Raw genomic sequence first — 18849 nt, forward strand, 5'->3', positions numbered from 1 at the left:
CAATGGCTCTGCCGTCATAGAGTGAAGTTGCCCAACGGCGGCTTCATCGTGGGATGCCATGAATTTTATTCTTTACTCGGACGTAAACGACAGTTCGATCAGCCAGAGCCTCGGCCGTCCGGAGTACAGTTACTACTTCGTGCTCAAGGCCTACCGTCCGGTACTCGAAAGCCTTGGGCGGGTTCACGTGGTGCAGTCGACCGCTGAAGTCGATCCGCTCTATCGGCAACTCCTGCGTGAAGGCCAGGAGAGTCTCTTCCTTTCGTTCACGCCACCCCAGAAAACCCCGACCGACCTGAGCTGCCCGACCATTTGCGTGGTGGCCTGGGAGTTCGATTCGATCCCCGACGAACACTGGGATAACGACCCGCATCAGGACTGGAGCCGTACACTTGCTCGTCATGGCCGGGTCATTACGTTATCGAGCCACACCGCTCGAGCCGTCCGTCGGGCGCTGGGTGAGGACTTTCCGGTCCTGGTACTGCCCACGCCGCTCTGGGAAAATTTCGCCACCATTCGCGATCAGTACTCCAGCGCGCCGATCAATCCGGGGACTACCCTGGACATCAAGGGCTGCATTCTCGACACACGGTTGCTCGGTCTGTCTCCCGATGCGCTGCTTGCACCGCGGCTGACCCCCGAGGAGCAGGAACTGCTGGATGCCTTGCGGCCGCCGCCATTGACCTGGCAGCGACGCTTTGTCATCGCCAAGCATTACCTGCGCCTGTGGTGCCTGGAAGCGGTTCGCGGCCAGTCGCAGTCGGGGCCTGCCAGCCGTACGTTGTATTTGAGTCAGTGGTATTGGGAAGGTATTCGCGACCTGCTGTCGTACAAGCAGCATTCACGCTTGGCCAGGTACCTGCCGGGTGTGGCCGGTCCTCAGTCCGTGCCGCAACCGGAGCAACCTGCGTTGGACCTGCCTGACACCAGTCAGCGCGTCGAAACCCTGGTGGATGGCGTCGTGTATGTCAGCGTGTTCAACCCAAAGGACGGCCGCAAGAACTGGCATCAATTGATCACCGCCTTCTGCTGGGCCTTTCGTGAGATCGACGATGCCACGCTGGTGTTGAAGATCACCCATAACGATCTGTCTTGCTACTACACCGAGCTGATGACTCTGCTGGCGCAGCTTTCGCCGTTCGCCTGCCGGGTGGTCGTCATGCATGGCTATCTCGATGACCCGCAATATGCCCGTCTGTATGGGGCCGCCAGTTTTTATGTGAACGCCTCACGCTGTGAGGGGCTTTGCCTGCCACTGATGGAATTCATGGCCAGCGGCAAACCGGTGATCGCACCGAACCATACCGCCATGGAAGACTACATCGATGAGACAGTGGCTTTTGTCGTCAAGTCCAGCGAGGAGCTGACGATCTGGCCGCAGGACACACGCATTATCTATCGCACCCTGCGTCATCGACCGGACTGGGGCTCGCTGAAAACTGCCTATCAGGACAGCTATCGAATGGCCAAGGAACAGCCGGACGTCTACCAGAACATGTCCCGTGCGGCGATTGAGCGCATGCGTGACTATTGCGCCTTCACCCCCGTACAAAAGCGTCTCTGGGCGTTCTTCGAGCTTCCCCTGACAGGTGCGCTCGGGACTGCACCGACAGTCGCTGTGGCGGACAACGCATCATGCTGATCCTCATTCATTCGGAAACCAACAAGAGCACCATCGCGCAGAATCTTGGCCGCTCTGAATACAGCTATTACTTCGTGCTCAAGGAATACCGCCCGGTGCTCGAGCGGCTGGGCACGGTGGTGGAAATCATCGACCCCGACGAGCAGGTGGATCACTTGTACCGTGAGTGTCTGGGCCGTGGCGAAGAGTGCGTGTTTCTATCGTTTTCACCGCCTCATCGCACACCGATCCACTATGCCTGCCCGACCATTCCGGTGTTTGCCTGGGAGTTCAGCACGATTCCCAACGAAAGCTGGGACGGCGAACCCCGAAACGATTGGCGCAACGTCCTTGGCGCAGCGGGCGCGGCGATTACCCATTCCAGCTACACGGTAAGAGCTGTGTGCGACGCCATGGGCGCGGACTACCCCATCAGCGCCATCCCGGCCCCGGTTTGGGATCGTTTTGCAGCGCGGGGCCAACAACTTGAGCGTCAGCCACAGGCTCATCAGGTCAAGCTCAATCTGAAGGGGCTGCTGGTCGACAGCCGCCAGCTCGATCTGTGCGCCTTTGGGCCCGCGCACTTGCGCAATGGCACTGCAATCGATTTCGATGCTCCGGTTCAGGATCGTGAGCTGGTACTCGATGGCGTGGTCTACACCTCGGTATTCAACCCAAGTGATGGTCGCAAGAACTGGGAAGACATGCTCAGCGCTTTCTGTGTCTCGTTCCGCGAGGTGGAGGATGCAACGCTGGTGTTGAAGCTGACCCATCACGATGCCGAGCAAGCGCTGAGCGATATCCTTCACCACCTCTACAAGAATCAATCCTACCGTTGCCGGATCGTCTTGATTTACGGCTATCTGGCTGACCCCGACTATGAACGCCTGGTGCAAGCCACCAGCTACGTGGTGAATACCTCCTACGGCGAAGGACAATGCCTGCCGCTGATGGAGTTCATGTCCTGTGGCAAACCTGCGGTGGCGCCTTGCACCACGGCGATGATTGATTACATGGACGCGGACAACAGCTTCATCATCGACTCCACTGAAGAGCTGACCGCCTGGCCCCATGATCCGCGCAAGGCGTTTCGCACCCTGCGCTACATCACCAACTGGGCGTCATTGTGTTCGGCTTATCGGGCCAGCTATGAGGTGGCCAAACTGGATGGCGAGCGCTACGCACACATGTCCGCGCATGCCGTACGCAGCCTGGAAAAGTTCTGCAGCCAGGCCAATGCGCAGGAGCGTTTGCAGGCCTTTTTCGTGCAACTGTTCGATAGTCGCAAGACGCTAGCAGTGGAAACCCCGGAAGCATGATCCGTGCACTGTTCAGACGTCTGTGTGGTGTACAGGCTGAGCCGCTGCTTGCGCCCGCGCCCGCAGTGTCGCCGCGTGATATTGGTCTGCACGACGCCATGCATGACGGCTGGTTTCTGGCGGACAGCGGCGAACTGCTCAAAGGTTTCGCCATCAGTGCAAGCGATACGCTGCTCGACGTAGGCTGCGGCGAGGGCGTTGCGACGCTGTTCGCGGTCCGTCAGGGCGCTTCGGTTATTTTCACCGACAGCGAATTCGACAAGGTTCGAGACCTTGCCCGCCAGGTTTGCGCTCAGACACAGGCTCCGTCGCTGGGCCTGGTCAGCAACAGCCTGCCGCTGCCCTTGGCCGACGGTTGTGCGAGCAAGATTGTGTGCATGGAAGTGCTGGAGCACGTCGACCAGCCCGAGCAGTTCATGGCTGAACTGGTGAGAATGGGCCGCCCCGGCGCCCAGTATTTGATCAGCGTTCCGGACGCCGTGGGCGAGCATCTGCAACAGGGTATTGCGCCGCGGGGCTATTACCAGTCCCCCAACCACATTCAGATTTTCTCCCGTGAGCGCTTCGCCGCGTTGATCGAGGACGCCGGCCTGGTCATCGAGCATCGTCAGGCCAGCGGCTTCTTCTGGGTCATGGGCATGATTTTTTTCTGGGCCAGCGAACGGGCCGCCGGGCGCGATCTTGGTGGGGCTGTACGCGACCGGATTCAGGCGCCGTATCCGCCACTGATGGAAAGTTGGGCGAGAACCTGGCAAGACCTGCTGGCGCAGCCCGATGGGCTGGCCATCAAACGCATGCTGGATCAGTTCATGCCAAAAAGTCAGGTGATTATTGCGCGCAAACCGGGCATTGCTCAATCCGCTCCAGAAGCAGGACGCACGTGATGAACAACAAGCGAATCATGGACATTGAGCTGCTGCGGGCGATTGCCGTGCTCGGCGTACTGTTTCACCACTTGCAGGGCAGCATGTTCCCCACGCCTGTCCCGCTGCTGGAGGCCATCAATGCGCACGTTCAGTCGTGGTGGGGCGTTGACCTGTTTTTCGTTATCTCCGGATACGTCATCGCCCGCAGTCTGATCCCGGTGTTGCAAGGCTGCACCTCGGGCCAGCAGTTTTGGCAGCAGACCCGCAATTTCTGGATTCGCCGGGCCTTCCGGTTGTTGCCTTCAGCCTGGTTGTGGCTGGTGCTGATTCTGCTGGCGTGCGCGTTCCTCAATCAGTCCGGGGCTTTCGGCAGCCTGTCCGCCAACCTTCAAGCGACCCAGGCGGGTTTTCTGCAGTTTGCCAATTTCCGTTTCGCCGACAGTTTCTTCCGCTATGAATACGGGGCCAGCTTTGTCTATTGGAGCCTGTCGCTGGAAGAGCAGTTTTATGTGCTGCTGCCGGCGTTCATTCTGGTGTTCCGCAAACGCCTGGTCTGGGCGCTGCTGGCGCTGGTTGCCATGCAATTGCTCACCCTGCGTACGCCTTTACTGATGGTGATCAGGACCGATGCCCTGGCCCTCGGGGTATTGCTGGCGATCTGGGGTGCGCACGCCAGCCACGCTCGCTGGGAACCCACGGTATTGCGGCGTCCGTGGCTCGGCGTGCCGTTGCTGATTGGCATCGGGCTGATGCTGAGCGTGTTGGGTACTGAACCCTACACGTTCGCCAGCTACCGCATTGGCGCAATGGCAGTCCTCTGCGCCGTACTGGTCTGGGTCGCCTCTTACAACCGCGATTACCTGTTCCCGCGTGGCCCGCTGAAAAACCTGCTTACTTGGGTCGGCAGTCGCTCCTATGGGATCTATCTGATCCATGTACCGGCCTATTTGCTGGTCCGCGAACTCTGTTTCCGGCTGCAGTCGGCGGGGCTGCCGAGCCCGGCCGGTCATCCCATATTGACCATCCTCCTCGCCATGACCCTGATCATCCTGTTGAGCGAGCTCAATTATCGATTCATCGAGCTGCCCATGCGCAACCGGGGCACACGCCGGGTTGAGCGCTTGAACGCCAGCCGAACCGCCGTCCAACCCTCTGGAGCTACCTCATGCTGAGCCTTTTGAAGAAACTCACGGCGGGCAAAGTACCCGAACCAGTGCAGTCCCAGACCTCGACCGACAAGGTCGACCCGTACATGCTGGGGCTGCACGATGCGATGCTCAGCGGCTGGTTCAATCAGCAAACCGGCGAGCTGTTCAGCGGATTCCCGATCACCACCGAAGATACGGTGCTGGATGTCGGCTGCGGTGACGGCGGTAACGTGCATTTCTGTGCCATGCGCGGGGCGAAAATCATCATCGCCGATATCGACGCGGCCAAAGTCGAGGCCGCTCGCCAGCGCATGAGCGACACCCCGGCGCGCGATATCGAATCCCATGTCACTGATTGCAACCCGCTGCCGCTGGCCGATGCCATCGCGACACGTATCGTCTCCACTGAAGTCATCGAACACGTAGACGATCCGGCGCAGTTTCTTTGCGAGCTGGTGCGAGTCGGCAAACCGGGTGCTTTGTACCTGTTGAGCGTTCCGCATCCGAGCTCCGAAGACCTGCAAAAAGACATCGCTGCACCCGAATACTTCCAGAAACCCAACCACATCCGGATCATCAGCGAAGACCAGTTCAAGCAGATGGTCAGCGATGCCGGTCTGGAAGTGATCAGCCACAGCCAGTACGGTTTCTACTGGTCGATGTGGATGCTGCTGTTCTGGGAAGCCAAGGTCGACTTCGGCAACGCCGATCATCCGCTGCTCAATCACTGGGCCGACACCTGGCAGGCGGTTCTGTCCTCGCCGCGTGGCGCGCAGATCAAGCAGGCGCTAGACGCGGTCGTGGCGAAAAGTCAGGTCATCATTGCCCGCAAGCCTGGCTGAGCAGGGTACTGGCCAGTGACGCAAAGGGCCTTGAAAGGCCCTTGTTTCATTCCGAAGTCATCGCATAGATCCTGCAAGTACCGGCCGATTGCCAAGTGCAGGGCTTTACGCCTGCTGAACGAACGTCAGGCGCAGGGCAAAACCGATCAACAAGCTGCCGAACAGCCATTGCTGCACCCGCTGCGCCGAGGGGCTGCGTTCGAGCCAGCGGCCGAGCCTGGTCCCGACCAGTGCGTAACAGCTGTCAAACAACAGCCCAACGATGACCAGCACCACGCCAAGCCTGGCGAACTGCGCCACTACCGGGCCGGCTTGCGGGTCGATGAACTGCGGTAGCAGCACCGAGCAAAACAGCAACGCCTTGGGGTTAAGCAGGTTGGTCAGCAACCCACGCTGGATCGCTTCACGCCACAGCAAGGTCCGGGTGGACGCACCGGCTGAATTCAGGCTCGGCAACATGTTGGAGCGCAGACACTGAACCCCCAGCCATAGCAGGTAGGCGGCACCCGCCAGGCGCACCGCCTCAAAGGTCCAGGGCGCGGCCTTGAACAAGGTCGCCAGGCCCAACGCCGCCAAGGCCACATGGCAACCACGGGCAATCGCCAGCCCCACGGCAGTCGCCAGCGCCGTGGCTGTGCCCTGACGCGCGCCGGTTTGCAGCAGCAGAATCATGTCCGGGCCCGGCAGCAGATACACCACCGCCAGAGCCAAAAAAAACATCCAGAGTTCTGCCACCTTGCCACCCCATTCGTTATCGATTCGGTGATCAAAGTCTATGCCCGACGGGCAGGGTAGGTGCTTGCGTAGTAAGCCAGTAAAGTGGTTAGACTTGGCATAATCTGCCAAGTGATGAACAAGAACAGTCAGGATATGCCAATCATGAAACTGGACGCCTACGACCGCCGAATCCTGGCGGCCCTGCAACGAGACGGACGCCTGAGCAACGTACAATTGGCCGACGAGATCGGTCTTTCGGCCTCGCCGTGCTTGCGTCGGGTTCGATTGCTGGAAGAGGCCGGGGTGATTCGCGGCTATCAGGCCAACCTCGATCGCGACGAGGTGGGCCTGGGTTTGACGGTGTTTGTCGGGGTCAAGGTCGAGCGGCATAACGATGCTCAAGCCGAAGCTTTTCGCCAGGCGGTGACGGCGTTGCCCGAGGTGATTTCAGCGTTTCTGGTGTCGGGCGAGTCGGACTTTTTGCTGCAAGTCGTGGTGCCGGACTTGCGTGGCTATGAACGCTTTCTCACCGGCAGTTTGCTCAAACTGCCGGGCGTCAGCGACATTCGCAGCAACTTCGCGATCCACACAGTGAAAACCCCCGGGCCATTGCCGTTGGGGCATTTGCCGGATTGAGTCGATCGCGGGCAAGCCTCGCTCCTACGGATCTGTGTGAGGCATACATTTTGTGTTCGCCGAATAACTGATGTGGGAGCGAGGCTTGCCCGCGAAGACGGTTGAACAACCAACATAAACTCCCACCGTATAAAACTGGATCTGCGTCGCCATCCCCTCCACATTCATCGCCGCCTGACGCAACGCTTCAGAGCGTGTCGGGTGCGGGTGGCAGGTCAGGAAGTTAGATCGCACAAAAAAATTATGCTCGTAATATGTTTCGGTTGTACGCTTTTGGTCAAGCCCCATGGAAAGGGCTTATCCACAGACACTGCCGTGCAGACAAAAGGATAGGTGCGAAGAGAAAATTTCATTACCATCGTTATATCGTAACGAAATGTGATATTCGCAGCGGCCTGGGACTTATCCACAGGCCTGGGTTTTGGCAACAACAGGCTGGGGTGGTATGCAAGTCGATCTGGATGCGGATGGGGCGGATGTAGAAGGGCTGCCGCGTTTTCAACAAGCGGCATTTCACGCGCGGCGGTTGAAGCGGGTCGGCATCGGTTTGGCGGGGGGCTCGGTAGTCGGCTTGGTGCTGGCGTTTTTTGTCGGACTTTTCGCCCCGCAATCGCCATGGTCTGCGTTGTTGGTCAATCAGACCGCCTCCCTGCTGGTCGTGATTGCCGGGCTGCAATCAGCCTGGTGGGTGACACAGTGGCGCGGGCGAGCGCTGGGGTCACAGGCCGCACCATCCGCTGAGCAAATCGTGGACAGGCCGGTTGAAGCGCTTGGCTGGTACGAGCGGCTGCTGGAGCGTATTGGCGACAGCTGGATGCGCCTGCTGGCGCAGATTGGCGCACCGACTCTCTGGCTGTGTGGCTGGGCACTGTTGGCGCTGTTGAGCATCGAGCAGGTCTGGGATCTGTCGTTGCCCGGCGCCGCATTAGGGCTGTCGGCCAGTGTGGGGGCGGCGCTTTCGTTATTACTGGCCTTCGGCTTGCTGGTGTTCGAACGTCAGCTGGCCCAGGAAAGCCCCGCTGAATGGCCCGAGGCCGGGCAGCTTGGGCAATTGGTCCGGGTGGCGATCATCTGCCTGGTGTTGAGCGCGTTATGCCTGTTGTTCAGCAGTGAAATGTCGGTTTGGCCTGTACGTCTGGCGGTGTTGATCGGATTGCTGCCGGGTTTGGTGGCGATCGAATTGCTATTGCGCGCGCTGTTGTCGCTGTTCAGCCCTCGTCGCGAACAGCTTGAACCACGGCTGTTGGCGCAAAGTTTTGTCGCCGGCATGCTGCGCTGGCCTCCGCAGCCCTTGCTGGCGTTACAGCACGAACTGCACAACCGCTTCGGTATCGACCTTAGGCAGATCTGGGCTTTCACCTACATGCGCCGGGCGTTTTTTCCAGTACTGATGGTGGTGCTGGCGGTTGGTTGGCTGCTCACCGGGATTCACGAAATTCCCCTGCAAGCGCGGGGAATTTACGAGCGCTTCGGTAAGCCGGTCGAGGTCTTCGGGCCGGGACTGCATGCCGGCTTGCCTTGGCCTTTAGGTCGCGTGCTGAGTGTCGAGAACGGTGTGGTGCATGAGTTGGCCACCAGCACCGGTGAAGCGACTGTCGCAACACTGCCAGATTCGGCGGAAGGCCCCGCACCGTTGATCGCCAATCGGCTGTGGGATGCCAGCCATGTGAACGACAAATCACAGGTCATCGCCAGCAGCAGTGCCGACAAACAGAGCTTTCAGATCGTCAACATGGACGTGCGTTTTGTCTATCGCATCGGCCTGACCGATCAGGCGGCGCTGGCGGCGACTTATAACACTGCAGATGTTCCGACGCTGATTCGCAGCACCGCCAGCCGGATTCTTGTTCACGATTTCGCTTCGCGTACCCTCGATGGGTTGCTGGGTGAGGATCGTGTAGGGCTTGCCGGTGACATCGGTCGCGCGGTGCAGGCTGACTTGCAGAAACTCGACAGCGGCGTGGAAATCCTTGCCACGGTGGTTGAAGCGATTCATCCACCGGCCGGTGCTGCCAACGCTTATCACGGTGTGCAAGCTGCGCAGATCGGCGCCCAGGCGTTGATCGCCCGTGAGCGGGGGGCTGCCAGTGAGCAGACCAATCAGGCGCAATTGCAAGCCAGTGTTACCCGTGATCAGGCGCAGGCCAGCGCCCATGAAGTCAAAGCCACCGCTCAGTCCGCCGAACTGCGTTTTGCGGCTGAACAAAAGGCTTATGCCTCGGCCGGGAAGGCCTTTGTGCTGGAGCAATACTTCAGCCAGCTAACCTTGAGCCTGGCGAAAACCAAGCTGCTTATTCTCGATCATCGTTTGGGCGGCAACAGCGCTCCGACAATCGATTTACGTACGTTCACGCTACCGGTTGACCCTGCGGCGCCGCGTAAAGCCGTTCAGTCAGGAGCTTCCCAATGAGCCAGCCTCATTCCCACGATCATCAAGACCACGTCGGCCACGACCACGGCCATGGCGGGCACCATCATGGCCACCATCATCACCATGGCGATCCACAAGAGGCCGGACCTTTTCCTTGGCGGCGCATGGCCTGGGCGGTGTTGCTGGTGTTGTTTGCTATTGCGGCGGCGAGCCTGGTGCAAGTGCGCTCAGGTGAAGCCACGGTAATCACCCGTTTTGGTAACCCGTCGCGGGTGCTGCTGAAGCCTGGTCTTGGCTGGCGTTGGCCAGCGCCGTTCGAGGCGGCGATCCCGGTGGACCTGCGGTTGCGCACCACCTCCAGCGGTTTACAGGACGTCGGTACGCGTGATGGTTTGCGGATCATTGTTCAGGCCTACGTGGCGTGGCAGGTGCAGGGCGATCCGGATAACGTGCAGCGCTTTATGCGGGCGGTACAAAACCAGCCAGACGAGGCAGCGCGGCAGATTCGTACCTTTGTCGGCTCGGCGCTGGAAACCACGGCCAGCAGTTTTGACCTGGCCAATCTGGTGAACACCGACGCCAACCAGGTCCACATCGCTGACTTCGAAGCGCAACTGCGTAAGCAGATCGATCAGCAGTTGCTGACCACCTATGGCGTGCGTGTGCTGCAAGTCGGTATCGAGCGGCTGACTCTGCCGTCGGTGACCCTGACCGCTACCGTCGACCGAATGCGCGCTGAGCGTGAAACCATTGCCACTGAGCGCACCGCAATCGGCAAACGCGAGGCGGCGCAAATTCGATCGGCCGCCGAGCGTGATGCGCGAATTGTGCAAGCCGATGCCACGGTGAAAGCCGCAGATATCGAAGCTCAATCGCGAGTCGAGGCCGCGCAGATTTACGGCCGCGCTTATGCGGGTTCACCGCAGCTGTATAACTTGCTGCGCTCATTGGACACTCTGGGCACGGTAGTCACTCCGGGTACCAAGCTGATATTGCGCACCGACGCGGCGCCATTTCGGGTGTTGGTGGACGGGCCGCCGAGCCTGGGTAGCAAGGCCGAGTCGCAGCCATGAGTAACGTTCCACGTGGAACAAATGAAGTCAGTAGCCCGTGGATTCAAGCCGGCCGCTTGACCTTCCTAGCGTTGTACGCGGTGACAGTGTTGGCTGCGGTGGTTTGGGCGTTCTCCAACGTGCGGCAGATCGATCCACAGAATCGGGCGGTGGTACTGCACTTTGGGGCTCTGGATCGTATTCAGAATGCTGGTTTGTTGTTGGCGTGGCCGCGACCGTTTGAACAGGTTGTGTTGTTGCCGGCGGCGGATCGGGTGATCGAGCGCCGGGTGGAAAACCTGTTGCGTTCCGATGCTGCGCTACAAGGCGATCGAGTTGCCAGTTTCGCCACGCCGTTGAGTGACGCCTTGGCCGGCTCCGGTTACTTGCTGACCGGTGATGCCGGTGTGGTGCAACTGGATGTACGGGTCTTCTACAAGGTCAACGAGCCGTATGCGTTCGTACTGCAAGGCGAGCATGTGCTGCCGGCACTGGATCGCCTGGTGACCCGCAGTGCGGTGGCGCTGACGGCTGCGCGAGACCTGGACACTATTCTGGTGGCGCGCCCTGAGTTGATCGGCGCGGATAACCAGGCCGCCGAGCGTCGCGAACGTCTGCGCGGGGATCTGGTGCAGGGCATCAATCAACGCTTGGCCGAATTGACCGCGACGGGGCAGGGATTGGGGATTGAGGTGGCACGAGTCGACGTGCAATCGAGTTTGCCGGAGCCTGCGGTGAACGCGTTCAACGCGGTGTTGACCGCCAGCCAACAGGCTGACAAGGCCGTGGCGAACGCGCGAACCGATGCTGAAAAATTGACCCAGACCGCCACCCAGCAAGCCGACCGTGTCCTGCAAGTAGCTCATGCACAAGCCAGTGAGCGCTTGGCCAAAGCGTCGACCGACACGGCAACAGTACAGAGCCTGGCCCAGGTGCAGCAGAAGGGCACCGACCCTGAAATGCTGCTGCGAATTTATCGTGAGCGTCTGCCTAAGATCCTCGGCCAGGCCGGCTCGGTGACCACGGTCGATCCTAAAGACGATACCCGCCTGATCATTCAGGGAGCCGAACAATGACTGCCCATTCTGCTGCCGCCCAACCTGCGGCGAGCATGCTGACCTCTGCCGAACAACGCGGCGCCGCGCGACAACTGACCCTGGCGATGCTCGCCCTCGGCCTGCTCGGGCTGGGTCTGGTCTGGCGCTGGTTGGTGCCGGAGCAAAATGGTGTCAGCCAGTTGCTGCTGGGTTTTGCCTCGTTGCTGGTAGCCGTACCGGTGATGCGTTCGGCCTGGTACAGCCTGCGTTATCCAAGCCTGCACGGCATCACCGATCAGTTGATCGCACTGGCGATGATGGGTGCGTGGGCCACTGGCGATCTGCTGACGGCGGCCTTGCTGCCGATCATCATGATCTTCGGCCATGTGCTGGAAGAGCGCAGCGTGATCGGCTCCCAGGAAGCTATTCATGCCTTGGGTAAGTTGACGCGCAGCCATGCACGGCGAGTGCAGGGTGACGGCACGATTATCGAAGTGGACAACACCACGCTCAAGACCGGCGACCTGGTGGAAGTGCGCGCCGGTGACCGGGTGCCGGCCGATGGCCTGGTGCTTTCCGGGCAGGCCAGCCTCGACACCGCGCCGATCACTGGCGAGTCGGTGCCGCTGGAGGCGAGTGTCGGCATGCAGGTGTTCGGCGGGGCGATCAACCTCGATGGCCTGTTGCGCATTGAAGTTACCCGCACCGGTAATGAGTCGACCCTGGGCAAAGTCATTGCACTGATGCAAAGCGCCGAGCGCTCGAAGCCGCCGATCACTCGTTTGCTCGAGCGTTATGCCGGCAGCTACATGGTGCTGGTCTTGCTGCTGGCGGCCGTCACCTGGTTTATCAGCAACGATGCGCAGGCGATGTTGGCGGTGTTGGTGGCAGCCTGTCCTTGTGCTTTGGTGTTGTCGGCGCCGGCAACGGCAATTGCCGGGATCGCCGTAGCGGCGCGCCACGGGATTTTGATTCGCAGCTCGGCGTTTCTCGAAGAGCTGGCGGACCTGACCTCGCTGGTAGTGGACAAGACCGGCACCCTGACGTTTGGCACCCTGCGTTTGCAATCGATCGACAGCCCGGTCGGAGATCGCAGCGCCTTGCTGAAACTGGCAGCCAGCCTGGGTTCGGCCAGTAGCCATCCGGTTAGCCGTGCGTTGGCCGGGCTGGTGACGCAGGAACATTTTCTGGTGCTGTCGGATATCCGTGAACGCCAGGGTTTGGGTGTCGTGGCGCGAACGGAGCAGGGCGAGGCGGCACTCGGTCGTCCGGAGCTGTTTACCCAGTTGGGCATTGCGACGTCCGCCGTGCCCGAGCATGACGGCCCCATTGCCGGGCTGGCGCTGGACGGGCAATTTCTCGGTTGGCTGTTGTTAGCGGACAGCATCAAACCCGAGGCTCGCCACGCACTGAGCGAGCTGCGAGAACTGGGACTGGGGCGGCAACTGCTACTCACCGGGGATCGGCATAGCGTGGCCCACAGCCTGGCCTATGAAGTCGGGATCAGCGATGTCGAAGCCCAAGCCTTGCCTGAAGACAAACTCAACCGCGTTCTGCAGGAAATCGGCAGCGGTTTTCGGCCGATGGTGGTGGGCGACGGGATCAACGATTCGCTGGCACTCAAAGCCGGGGTGGTCGGTGTCGCCATGGGCGCGGGCGGGGCGGATATCGCTTTGGCCTCGGCGGACATCGTTCTGATTGGCAGCGACCTGCGACGCCTGGGCACTTGCGTACGCTTGAGTCGCCAGTGTCGTCAGACGCTGCAAGTCAATGTGATCATCGGTCTGGGCTGGACGCTTGCGATCGTCACGTTTGCCGCGTTCGGCTGGCTTGGGGCGGCGGGGGCGATGATCGCCGCGGTGCTGCACAACCTCAGCACCTTGCTGGTGCTCGGCAATGCGGGCCGTTTGCTGCGTTTTCAGGAGCCGTTGCTCAAGCTCAAAGAGGATGTCTGATCAGGGGCGGATCTCTCTCTAGTGCTATGTCGGGACTACCGTGGTGAACGACGGTTTGAGCTTTTCCGAACTGTGTAGCGAGTTCACAGTCACTTGTGTAGAGGGTGCGCCACTACAGGCCGTAACCTGGCTGAAACAGTGGGTTCACGACGGTTCGATCACCGTCGCGGGTCATAGAGAGAGGCTATGAGTTCGATAGCCTGCTAATTTTCATGGATGGTCTACCCTCAAATCAGACGTCTGAAACAAGGGGGACTATCCATGCTCGTGCAACTTCCACCGGCCTTACAGAATCTGCAACTACCGTTATGCCTCAGACTCTGGGATGGCCATGAGTTTAATCTGGGCCCGGCGCCCAGCGTCACCATTGTGGTCAAGGACCCGCAATTGGTTGCCAAATTCACTCATCCGAGCCTTGATTTGCTAGGGGCGGCGTTCGTCGAAGGCAAGCTGGAACTCGAAGGCTCTATCAATGAGGTCATTCGGGTCTGCGATGAGTGGAGCCAGGCTCTGCTGGCTGAGGACGAAGGCAATCAACCGGTTCGCTCCGTCCATGACAAAGCTACCGACGCGGCAGCCATTTCCTATCATTACGACCTGTCCAATGCGTTCTATCAGCTTTGGCTCGATAGCGACATGGCCTATTCCTGCGCCTATTTCGAGACCGGTAGCGAGAGCCTCGAACAGGCCCAACAAGCCAAGTTTCGGCATCTGTGCCGTAAGCTGCGCCTGCAGCCCGGCGAGTACTTGCTGGATGTCGGTTGCGGTTGGGGAGGGCTGGCGCGCTTTGCCGCCCGGGAATTCGGAGCGAAAGTATTCGGGATTACCCTGAGCAAAGAGCAGTTGGCGCTGGCTCGTGAGCGGGTGATTGAGGAAGGTCTGGAGGATATGGTCGAACTGCAATTGCTCGATTATCGCGACCTGCCTCAGGACGGCCGTTTCGACAAGGTGGTGAGCGTTGGCATGTTTGAGCATGTGGGCCATGCGAACCTGGCGCAGTATTGTCAGACCCTGTTCGGCGCTGTGCGCGAAGGCGGCCTGGTGATGAACCACGGTATTACCGCCAAGCACATCGACGGTCGGCCGGTTGGGCGGGGTGCTGGCGAATTCATCGAGCGTTATGTGTTTCCCAATGGCGAGCTACCGCACCTGTCGATGATCTCGGCCGAAATCAGCGAGGCGGGGCTGGAAATCGTCGACGTCGAAAGCCTGCGCCTGCATTACGCACGCACGCTGGACCACTGGAGCGAGCGCCTGGAAGATAACCTTGAAGCCGCCGCAAAACAGGTGCCAGAGCAGGTTCTACGTATCTGGCGGCTCTACCTGGCCGGTTGCGCTTATGCATTCGCCAGAGGCTGGATCAATTTGCACCAGATCCTCGCGGTCAAGGCTCATGCCGACGGTAGCCATGAACTGCCGTGGACTCGCGACGATATCTACAACCCTTAAAGGATCGGCGATATAAGCCGGGCGACCCGCATGCCAAGTTGTTGCAGGCGGTGGGTCTCCCGGCTTTCTCCTTTAGCGATCTCGTGGGCCTGGTCGAAATCCTCGCAGAGCATGTGTTCCACCTCGGCGGCAAATTGTCTGTCGACGGTCAGCAGCATCACTTCGAAGTTGAGCCGGAACGATCGATTGTCCAGATTCGCGCTGCCGATGGCGCTGATTTCGCTGTCGATCAGCACTACTTTCTGATGCAGAAAACCGGGCTCATAACGGAACACTCGTACCCCGGCCCGCACGGCTTCGAAGGCGAAGAGACTGGACGCGGCGTAGACGACGCGGTGATCCGGCCGCGACGGCAGGAGAATCCGCACATCCACATTGCGCAACACTGCCAGTCGCAGCGCAGCGAAAACCGCTTCGTCGGGAATGAAATACGGGCTGGTGATCCACACCCGCTCAGTCGCGGCATGGATCGCTTCAACGAAAAACAGCGAGCAGGTTTCGTAGGGGTCTGCCGGGCCGCTGGCCAGCAGTTGGCAGAGTACGCCGTCATCCGGATAGGTGTCCGGCAGGATCAGCGGCGGCAGCTGGCGTGAAGCCCAGAACCAGTCTTCAGCGAACGACTCCTGCATGCAGGCCACCACCGGACCGCTGACTTGGACGTGGGTGTCGCGCCAAGGCGCCAGCGGCGATTTCTCACCCATGTATTCGTCGCCGACGTTGTGCCCGCCGACGAATCCGGACAAACCATCGACCACGACAATTTTGCGGTGATTGCGAAAGTTGATCTGGAAGCGATTGAGCCAGCCGCTGCGTGTGGCAAAGGCTTTGATCTGTACGCCGGCCTCGCGCATTGGCTGAACGTAGCTGTGAGGCAGGGAGTGGCTGCCGATACGGTCGTAGAGCACGTAAATGGCTACGCCTTCGGCAGCTTTCTCCATCAGCAGGGCCTGCAAGCGGCGACCGAGGTGGTCGTCGTGGATGATAAAAAACTGGATCAGTACGGTTTGGCGGGCGTTACGGATGGCATCGAAAATCGCCGCAAAAGTGGCTTCGCCATTGATCAGCAGGCGCACCTGGTTATTGGCAAGGCAGGGCATTTGTCCCAGTTTCGGCATGGCACGCAGCGAGGCGTAGGCATTTGAGGCGCGAGCGGTCAGCGCTTCTTCGATCCAGGGGCGCCAGTTCAGATCGGCGATGGCTTTGCGCATTTCCTCGTTGGCCTGGCGCCTTGCCTTGATATAGGCATCGAACGTGCTGCGGCCGAAGACCAGATAGGGGATGAGGGTCAGATAAGGAATGAACAACAGTGACAAGGCCCACGCGATTGCGCCTTGGGCAGTCCTGACAGTGAATACGGCATGGATGGCGGCGATCATGCCCAGCAAATGAATAGTGGCGATCAGATAACCGAAAAAATGCGGGCCAAAATAATCCATGGGGCAGCCTTTCTCCTGAAGGTTCAATGCTTAACAGACCATGTTCCACGGCGAATGTCGCTATTTAATTCGCCATGCAACTGAAGTAGGTTGCAGACGTCTAACGGCCACTATTCTCTAGGAGTTACTTGATGAACGTTCGTCTGCTGGGTTTGGCCATGGTTGTTGGCTTGTCACTTCCTGTCGCTGCTCAGGCGCAAATGTTGCAGCCTGGGTTGTGGGAATTGACGTCGAGCAATATGAAGGTCGATGACCAGAACCTGCCTGATCTGCAATTGATCCTTGGCCAGTTACAGAGCCAGATGACCCCGGAACAACGGGCAGCGCTAGAGCAGCAGGGCATCACCATGGGCGGCAAAGGTATTCGAGCTTGTCTGACTCAGGCCCAAGTGCAGTCCGACAACATTCCGCTGACGGATCCGCAATCGGGCTGCAAGCAGGAAATCACCGACCGCGCCGGCAATCAGTGGAAATTTCGCTTCAGCTGCCCGAAAGCGCAGGGCACCGGTGTCGCCACTTTCCTCAGTGATCGAGAGTTCACGACCAAGGTCAACGGCACCTTCAATGCCACCGGCATCCAGCAGAAGGGCAGCCTGGACACCCGAGCGGTGTGGATGGGGCAAGACTGCGGTACGGTCAAGCCACGAGCGTGATGATCGTTCCCACGCTCTGCTTGGGAATGCAGCCCGTGACACGCTGCGTCACAAAGCGGACGCGGAGCGTCCATTGAGGCGTTCCCACGCAGGAGCGTGGGAACGATCTAGTCACTAATTAGCGTTGGTTTCCAACCCCAATCGCCCACACACCTGATGAACACTCATCTGCCCCCAACCCTCCCCATTGCGGCTACGCAAACTTACATACTTCACGATGCGACCGTGGTCCAGCAGTAGATCGGCGTAGAACTCATGACCTTCGTTGACCAACCGGGCGTTGTGAGTCAGCGCACTGTTCATGTTCAAAACTCGTTCTGCAGGGCTTTGTAGCCGCGCACCAGATCGACGTTGGTCCGCGCCACATCCTCGGAAAACTCCGAAGCACTGACGCTGACAGGCGGGAACTGCGACAGGTCGGTCTTGGGTCCGATGCGTGTGGTCGACGGTACGTAGAACTCTTCAGGCAGATCCCTGCCATCGACCACCGAGTTGTGCCGCACCACACAGCCGTCGCCGACCGCACAGTTGAACAACACGCTGTTGAAGCCGATGAACACCCGATTGCCGACGGAGCATGGCCCGTGAACGATGGAGCGGTGGGCGATCGAACTGAACTCGCCGATCGTCACCGCCGCGCCGGATTTTGAGTGGATGACCACGCCGTCCTGGATGTTCGAATTGGCGCCGATGCGGATTGGCTCCATCTGACCTGAGTCGTCCACTTCGTCGGCACGAATCACCGCATAGGGGCCGACGAAGACGTTCTCGCCGATTACCACCTTGCCGCAGATGATTGCGGTTTTATCCACATAAGCGGACTCGGCGATCAGCGGCAGATCGCCTGACGGGTTCTTTCGAATCATGGCGTGCTCAAGGCGTCGTACAGCGTGTTGAGGTTGTATTCGAAGAGCCCGGCGAAGGTACTGGCCGGACCTGTGGCGGCGAGGGCATCGGAGTACAAGGTGCCGCCAATATGCGCGCCGCTTTCTTCGGCGATCTGCTTGAGCAGGCGCGCGTCCTTGATGTTTTCCATAAACACCGCTTTGACCTTGGCCTGGCGGATCTGGGTGATTAGCGCAGCGACCTCGGTTGCGGAGGGTTCGCGCTCGGTGGACAAACCTTGAGGCGCCATGAAGTTGATGCCGTAAGCCTGGCCCAGATAGCCAAAGGCATCATGGGAGGTGACGATCTTGCGGTTTCCCGGTGGCAAAGAACCGAGCTTGGCTTTGGCGTCGGCCAGCAGACGGTAGATCTGTTTCAGGTAGGCCTGGCTGTTACGTTTGTAGTCGGCTTTGTTCGCCGGATCCGCTGCGATCAGCGCCTTGGTGATGTTGTTCACATAGAGTTCGGTGTTCGCCAGGTTGTGCCAGGCATGCGGGTCGGGAATGGTCTCGCCGTCTTCATCCATGGTTCGCGGGATGACGCCACGGCTGGCGGTGATCACCGGGGTTTTGGTCTCGGTGCTGGTGACCAGGCGATCCAGCCACGGTTCGAAACCCAAGCCATTCTTGATGATCAGCCTGGCCTTGAGCAGCGCTTTGGCATCGTCCGGGGTGGGTTCGTAGGTATGGGCGTCTGCGTCCGGACCGACCATGTTGGTGATCTGAATATGCTCACCACCGACTTGATGGGTCATGTCGGCGAGAATGCTGAAGCTGGTGACGACCTGAAGTTTTTCTGCCGCGGATGCTGTCGAGAGCGACAACGGCAGCAGCAGGCTGAACAGCACAAGTAGAGCGCGCAT

The 18849-nt window shown here is 59.8% G+C and carries 17 protein-coding genes and 2 pseudogenes; 13 read left to right on the forward strand and 6 right to left on the reverse strand.

The annotated features are described in order from the left end of the window. Positions 1-58 precede the first annotated feature (58 nt). From AC07W5_RS00815 to AC07W5_RS00835, 5 genes are read left to right on the forward strand one after another with little or no spacing between them, the layout of a single operon-like run. Positions 59-1642 (forward strand): glycosyltransferase, encoded by a 1584-nt coding sequence (locus tag AC07W5_RS00815; RefSeq protein WP_495010494.1) that lies wholly within the window; start codon positions 59-61, stop codon positions 1640-1642. Next, on the forward strand, positions 1636-2940 hold the full coding sequence (locus tag AC07W5_RS00820) for a glycosyltransferase (protein WP_495010493.1): 1305 nt from the start codon (positions 1636-1638) through the stop codon (positions 2938-2940). The genes AC07W5_RS00815 and AC07W5_RS00820 overlap by 7 nt, the downstream gene beginning before the upstream one ends. Beyond that, entirely contained in the window at positions 2937-3824 is an 888-nt protein-coding gene (locus tag AC07W5_RS00825; protein ID WP_495022623.1) for a class I SAM-dependent methyltransferase, read from the forward strand. Before AC07W5_RS00820 ends, AC07W5_RS00825 begins: the two co-directional genes overlap by 4 nt. Continuing rightward, positions 3824-4978, forward strand: a complete 1155-nt coding sequence (locus AC07W5_RS00830; protein WP_495022624.1) for an acyltransferase family protein — start codon at positions 3824-3826, stop codon at positions 4976-4978. Before AC07W5_RS00825 ends, AC07W5_RS00830 begins: the two co-directional genes overlap by 1 nt. Beyond that, entirely contained in the window at positions 4972-5796 is an 825-nt protein-coding gene (locus AC07W5_RS00835; protein ID WP_494991004.1) for a class I SAM-dependent methyltransferase, read from the forward strand. Before AC07W5_RS00830 ends, AC07W5_RS00835 begins: the two co-directional genes overlap by 7 nt. A gap of 105 nt (positions 5797-5901) precedes the next feature. Here AC07W5_RS00835 and AC07W5_RS00840 read toward each other — a convergent pair whose 3' ends face one another. After that, positions 5902-6531 (reverse strand): LysE family translocator, encoded by a 630-nt coding sequence (locus AC07W5_RS00840; RefSeq protein ID WP_495010490.1) that lies wholly within the window; start codon positions 6529-6531, stop codon positions 5902-5904. A 144-nt stretch (positions 6532-6675) separates the two neighbouring features. Here AC07W5_RS00840 and AC07W5_RS00845 point away from each other — a divergent pair, with 144 nt between their 5' ends. Continuing rightward, the gene (locus AC07W5_RS00845) at positions 6676-7149 is read left to right on the forward strand and encodes an Lrp/AsnC family transcriptional regulator (RefSeq protein WP_494991002.1); all 474 of its coding nucleotides are present in this window, start codon (positions 6676-6678) and stop codon (positions 7147-7149) included. A gap of 141 nt (positions 7150-7290) precedes the next feature. Here AC07W5_RS00845 and AC07W5_RS00850 read toward each other — a convergent pair. Continuing rightward, positions 7291-7368, reverse strand: a pseudogene (locus AC07W5_RS00850) (hypothetical protein); the annotation flags it as partial. 226 nt (positions 7369-7594) lie between these two features. Here AC07W5_RS00850 and hflK (AC07W5_RS00855) point away from each other — a divergent pair. The 6 genes and pseudogenes from hflK (AC07W5_RS00855) to cfaB all read left to right on the forward strand — a co-directional run bounded on the left by hflK (AC07W5_RS00855) (position 7595) and on the right by cfaB (position 15013). Continuing rightward, positions 7595-9559 (forward strand): protease modulator HflK, encoded by a 1965-nt coding sequence (gene hflK, locus AC07W5_RS00855; RefSeq protein ID WP_495022625.1) that lies wholly within the window; start codon positions 7595-7597, stop codon positions 9557-9559. Then, complete coding sequence (gene hflC / locus AC07W5_RS00860; RefSeq protein ID WP_494991000.1) at positions 9556-10593, forward strand: protease modulator HflC; 1038 nt, start codon at positions 9556-9558, stop codon at positions 10591-10593. The genes hflK (AC07W5_RS00855) and hflC overlap by 4 nt, the downstream gene beginning before the upstream one ends. Beyond that, a complete protein-coding gene (hflK, locus tag AC07W5_RS00865) occupies positions 10590-11648 on the forward strand; it encodes a protease modulator HflK (RefSeq protein WP_495022626.1) in 1059 nt (352 codons plus the stop codon). Before hflC ends, hflK (AC07W5_RS00865) begins: the two co-directional genes overlap by 4 nt. After that, positions 11645-13564: a cation-translocating P-type ATPase gene (locus AC07W5_RS00870; RefSeq protein WP_494990998.1), complete on the forward strand. Its 1920-nt coding sequence runs from the start codon at positions 11645-11647 to the stop codon at positions 13562-13564. Before hflK (AC07W5_RS00865) ends, AC07W5_RS00870 begins: the two co-directional genes overlap by 4 nt. A 40-nt stretch (positions 13565-13604) precedes the next feature. Further along, a pseudogene (locus AC07W5_RS00875) lies at positions 13605-13754 on the forward strand (HvfC/BufC N-terminal domain-containing protein); the annotation flags it as partial. A gap of 71 nt (positions 13755-13825) precedes the next feature. Next, on the forward strand, positions 13826-15013 hold the full coding sequence (gene cfaB / locus AC07W5_RS00880; RefSeq protein ID WP_494990997.1) for a C17 cyclopropane fatty acid synthase CfaB: 1188 nt from the start codon (positions 13826-13828) through the stop codon (positions 15011-15013). On the opposite strand, the gene cls is transcribed toward cfaB, so the two are convergent. Continuing rightward, the gene (cls, locus tag AC07W5_RS00885) at positions 15010-16449 is read right to left on the reverse strand and encodes a cardiolipin synthase (protein WP_495022627.1); all 1440 of its coding nucleotides are present in this window, start codon (positions 16447-16449) and stop codon (positions 15010-15012) included. The two genes, cfaB and cls, sit on opposite strands and share 4 nt — an antisense overlap. A gap of 131 nt (positions 16450-16580) precedes the next feature. On the opposite strand from cls, the gene AC07W5_RS00890 reads away from it, so the two are divergent. Further along, positions 16581-17102 carry a DUF3617 domain-containing protein gene (locus AC07W5_RS00890; RefSeq protein ID WP_494990995.1) on the forward strand — a complete coding sequence of 174 codons (522 nt, stop codon included), beginning with the start codon at positions 16581-16583 and terminating at the stop codon, positions 17100-17102. Between the two features lie 114 nt (positions 17103-17216). Here AC07W5_RS00890 and AC07W5_RS00895 read toward each other — a convergent pair whose 3' ends face one another. From AC07W5_RS00895 to AC07W5_RS00905, 3 genes are read right to left on the reverse strand one after another with little or no spacing between them, the layout of a single operon-like run. Further along, entirely contained in the window at positions 17217-17405 is a 189-nt protein-coding gene (locus AC07W5_RS00895; protein ID WP_495022628.1) for a hypothetical protein, read from the reverse strand. 2 nt (positions 17406-17407) lie between these two features. Beyond that, a complete protein-coding gene (locus tag AC07W5_RS00900) occupies positions 17408-17968 on the reverse strand; it encodes a gamma carbonic anhydrase family protein (RefSeq protein WP_495022629.1) in 561 nt (186 codons plus the stop codon). Next, entirely contained in the window at positions 17965-18849 is an 885-nt protein-coding gene (locus AC07W5_RS00905; protein WP_495022630.1) for a metal ABC transporter substrate-binding protein, read from the reverse strand. Before AC07W5_RS00905 ends, AC07W5_RS00900 begins: the two co-directional genes overlap by 4 nt.

This window comes from Pseudomonas sp. GW821-FHT01E05 (assembly GCF_059422425.1).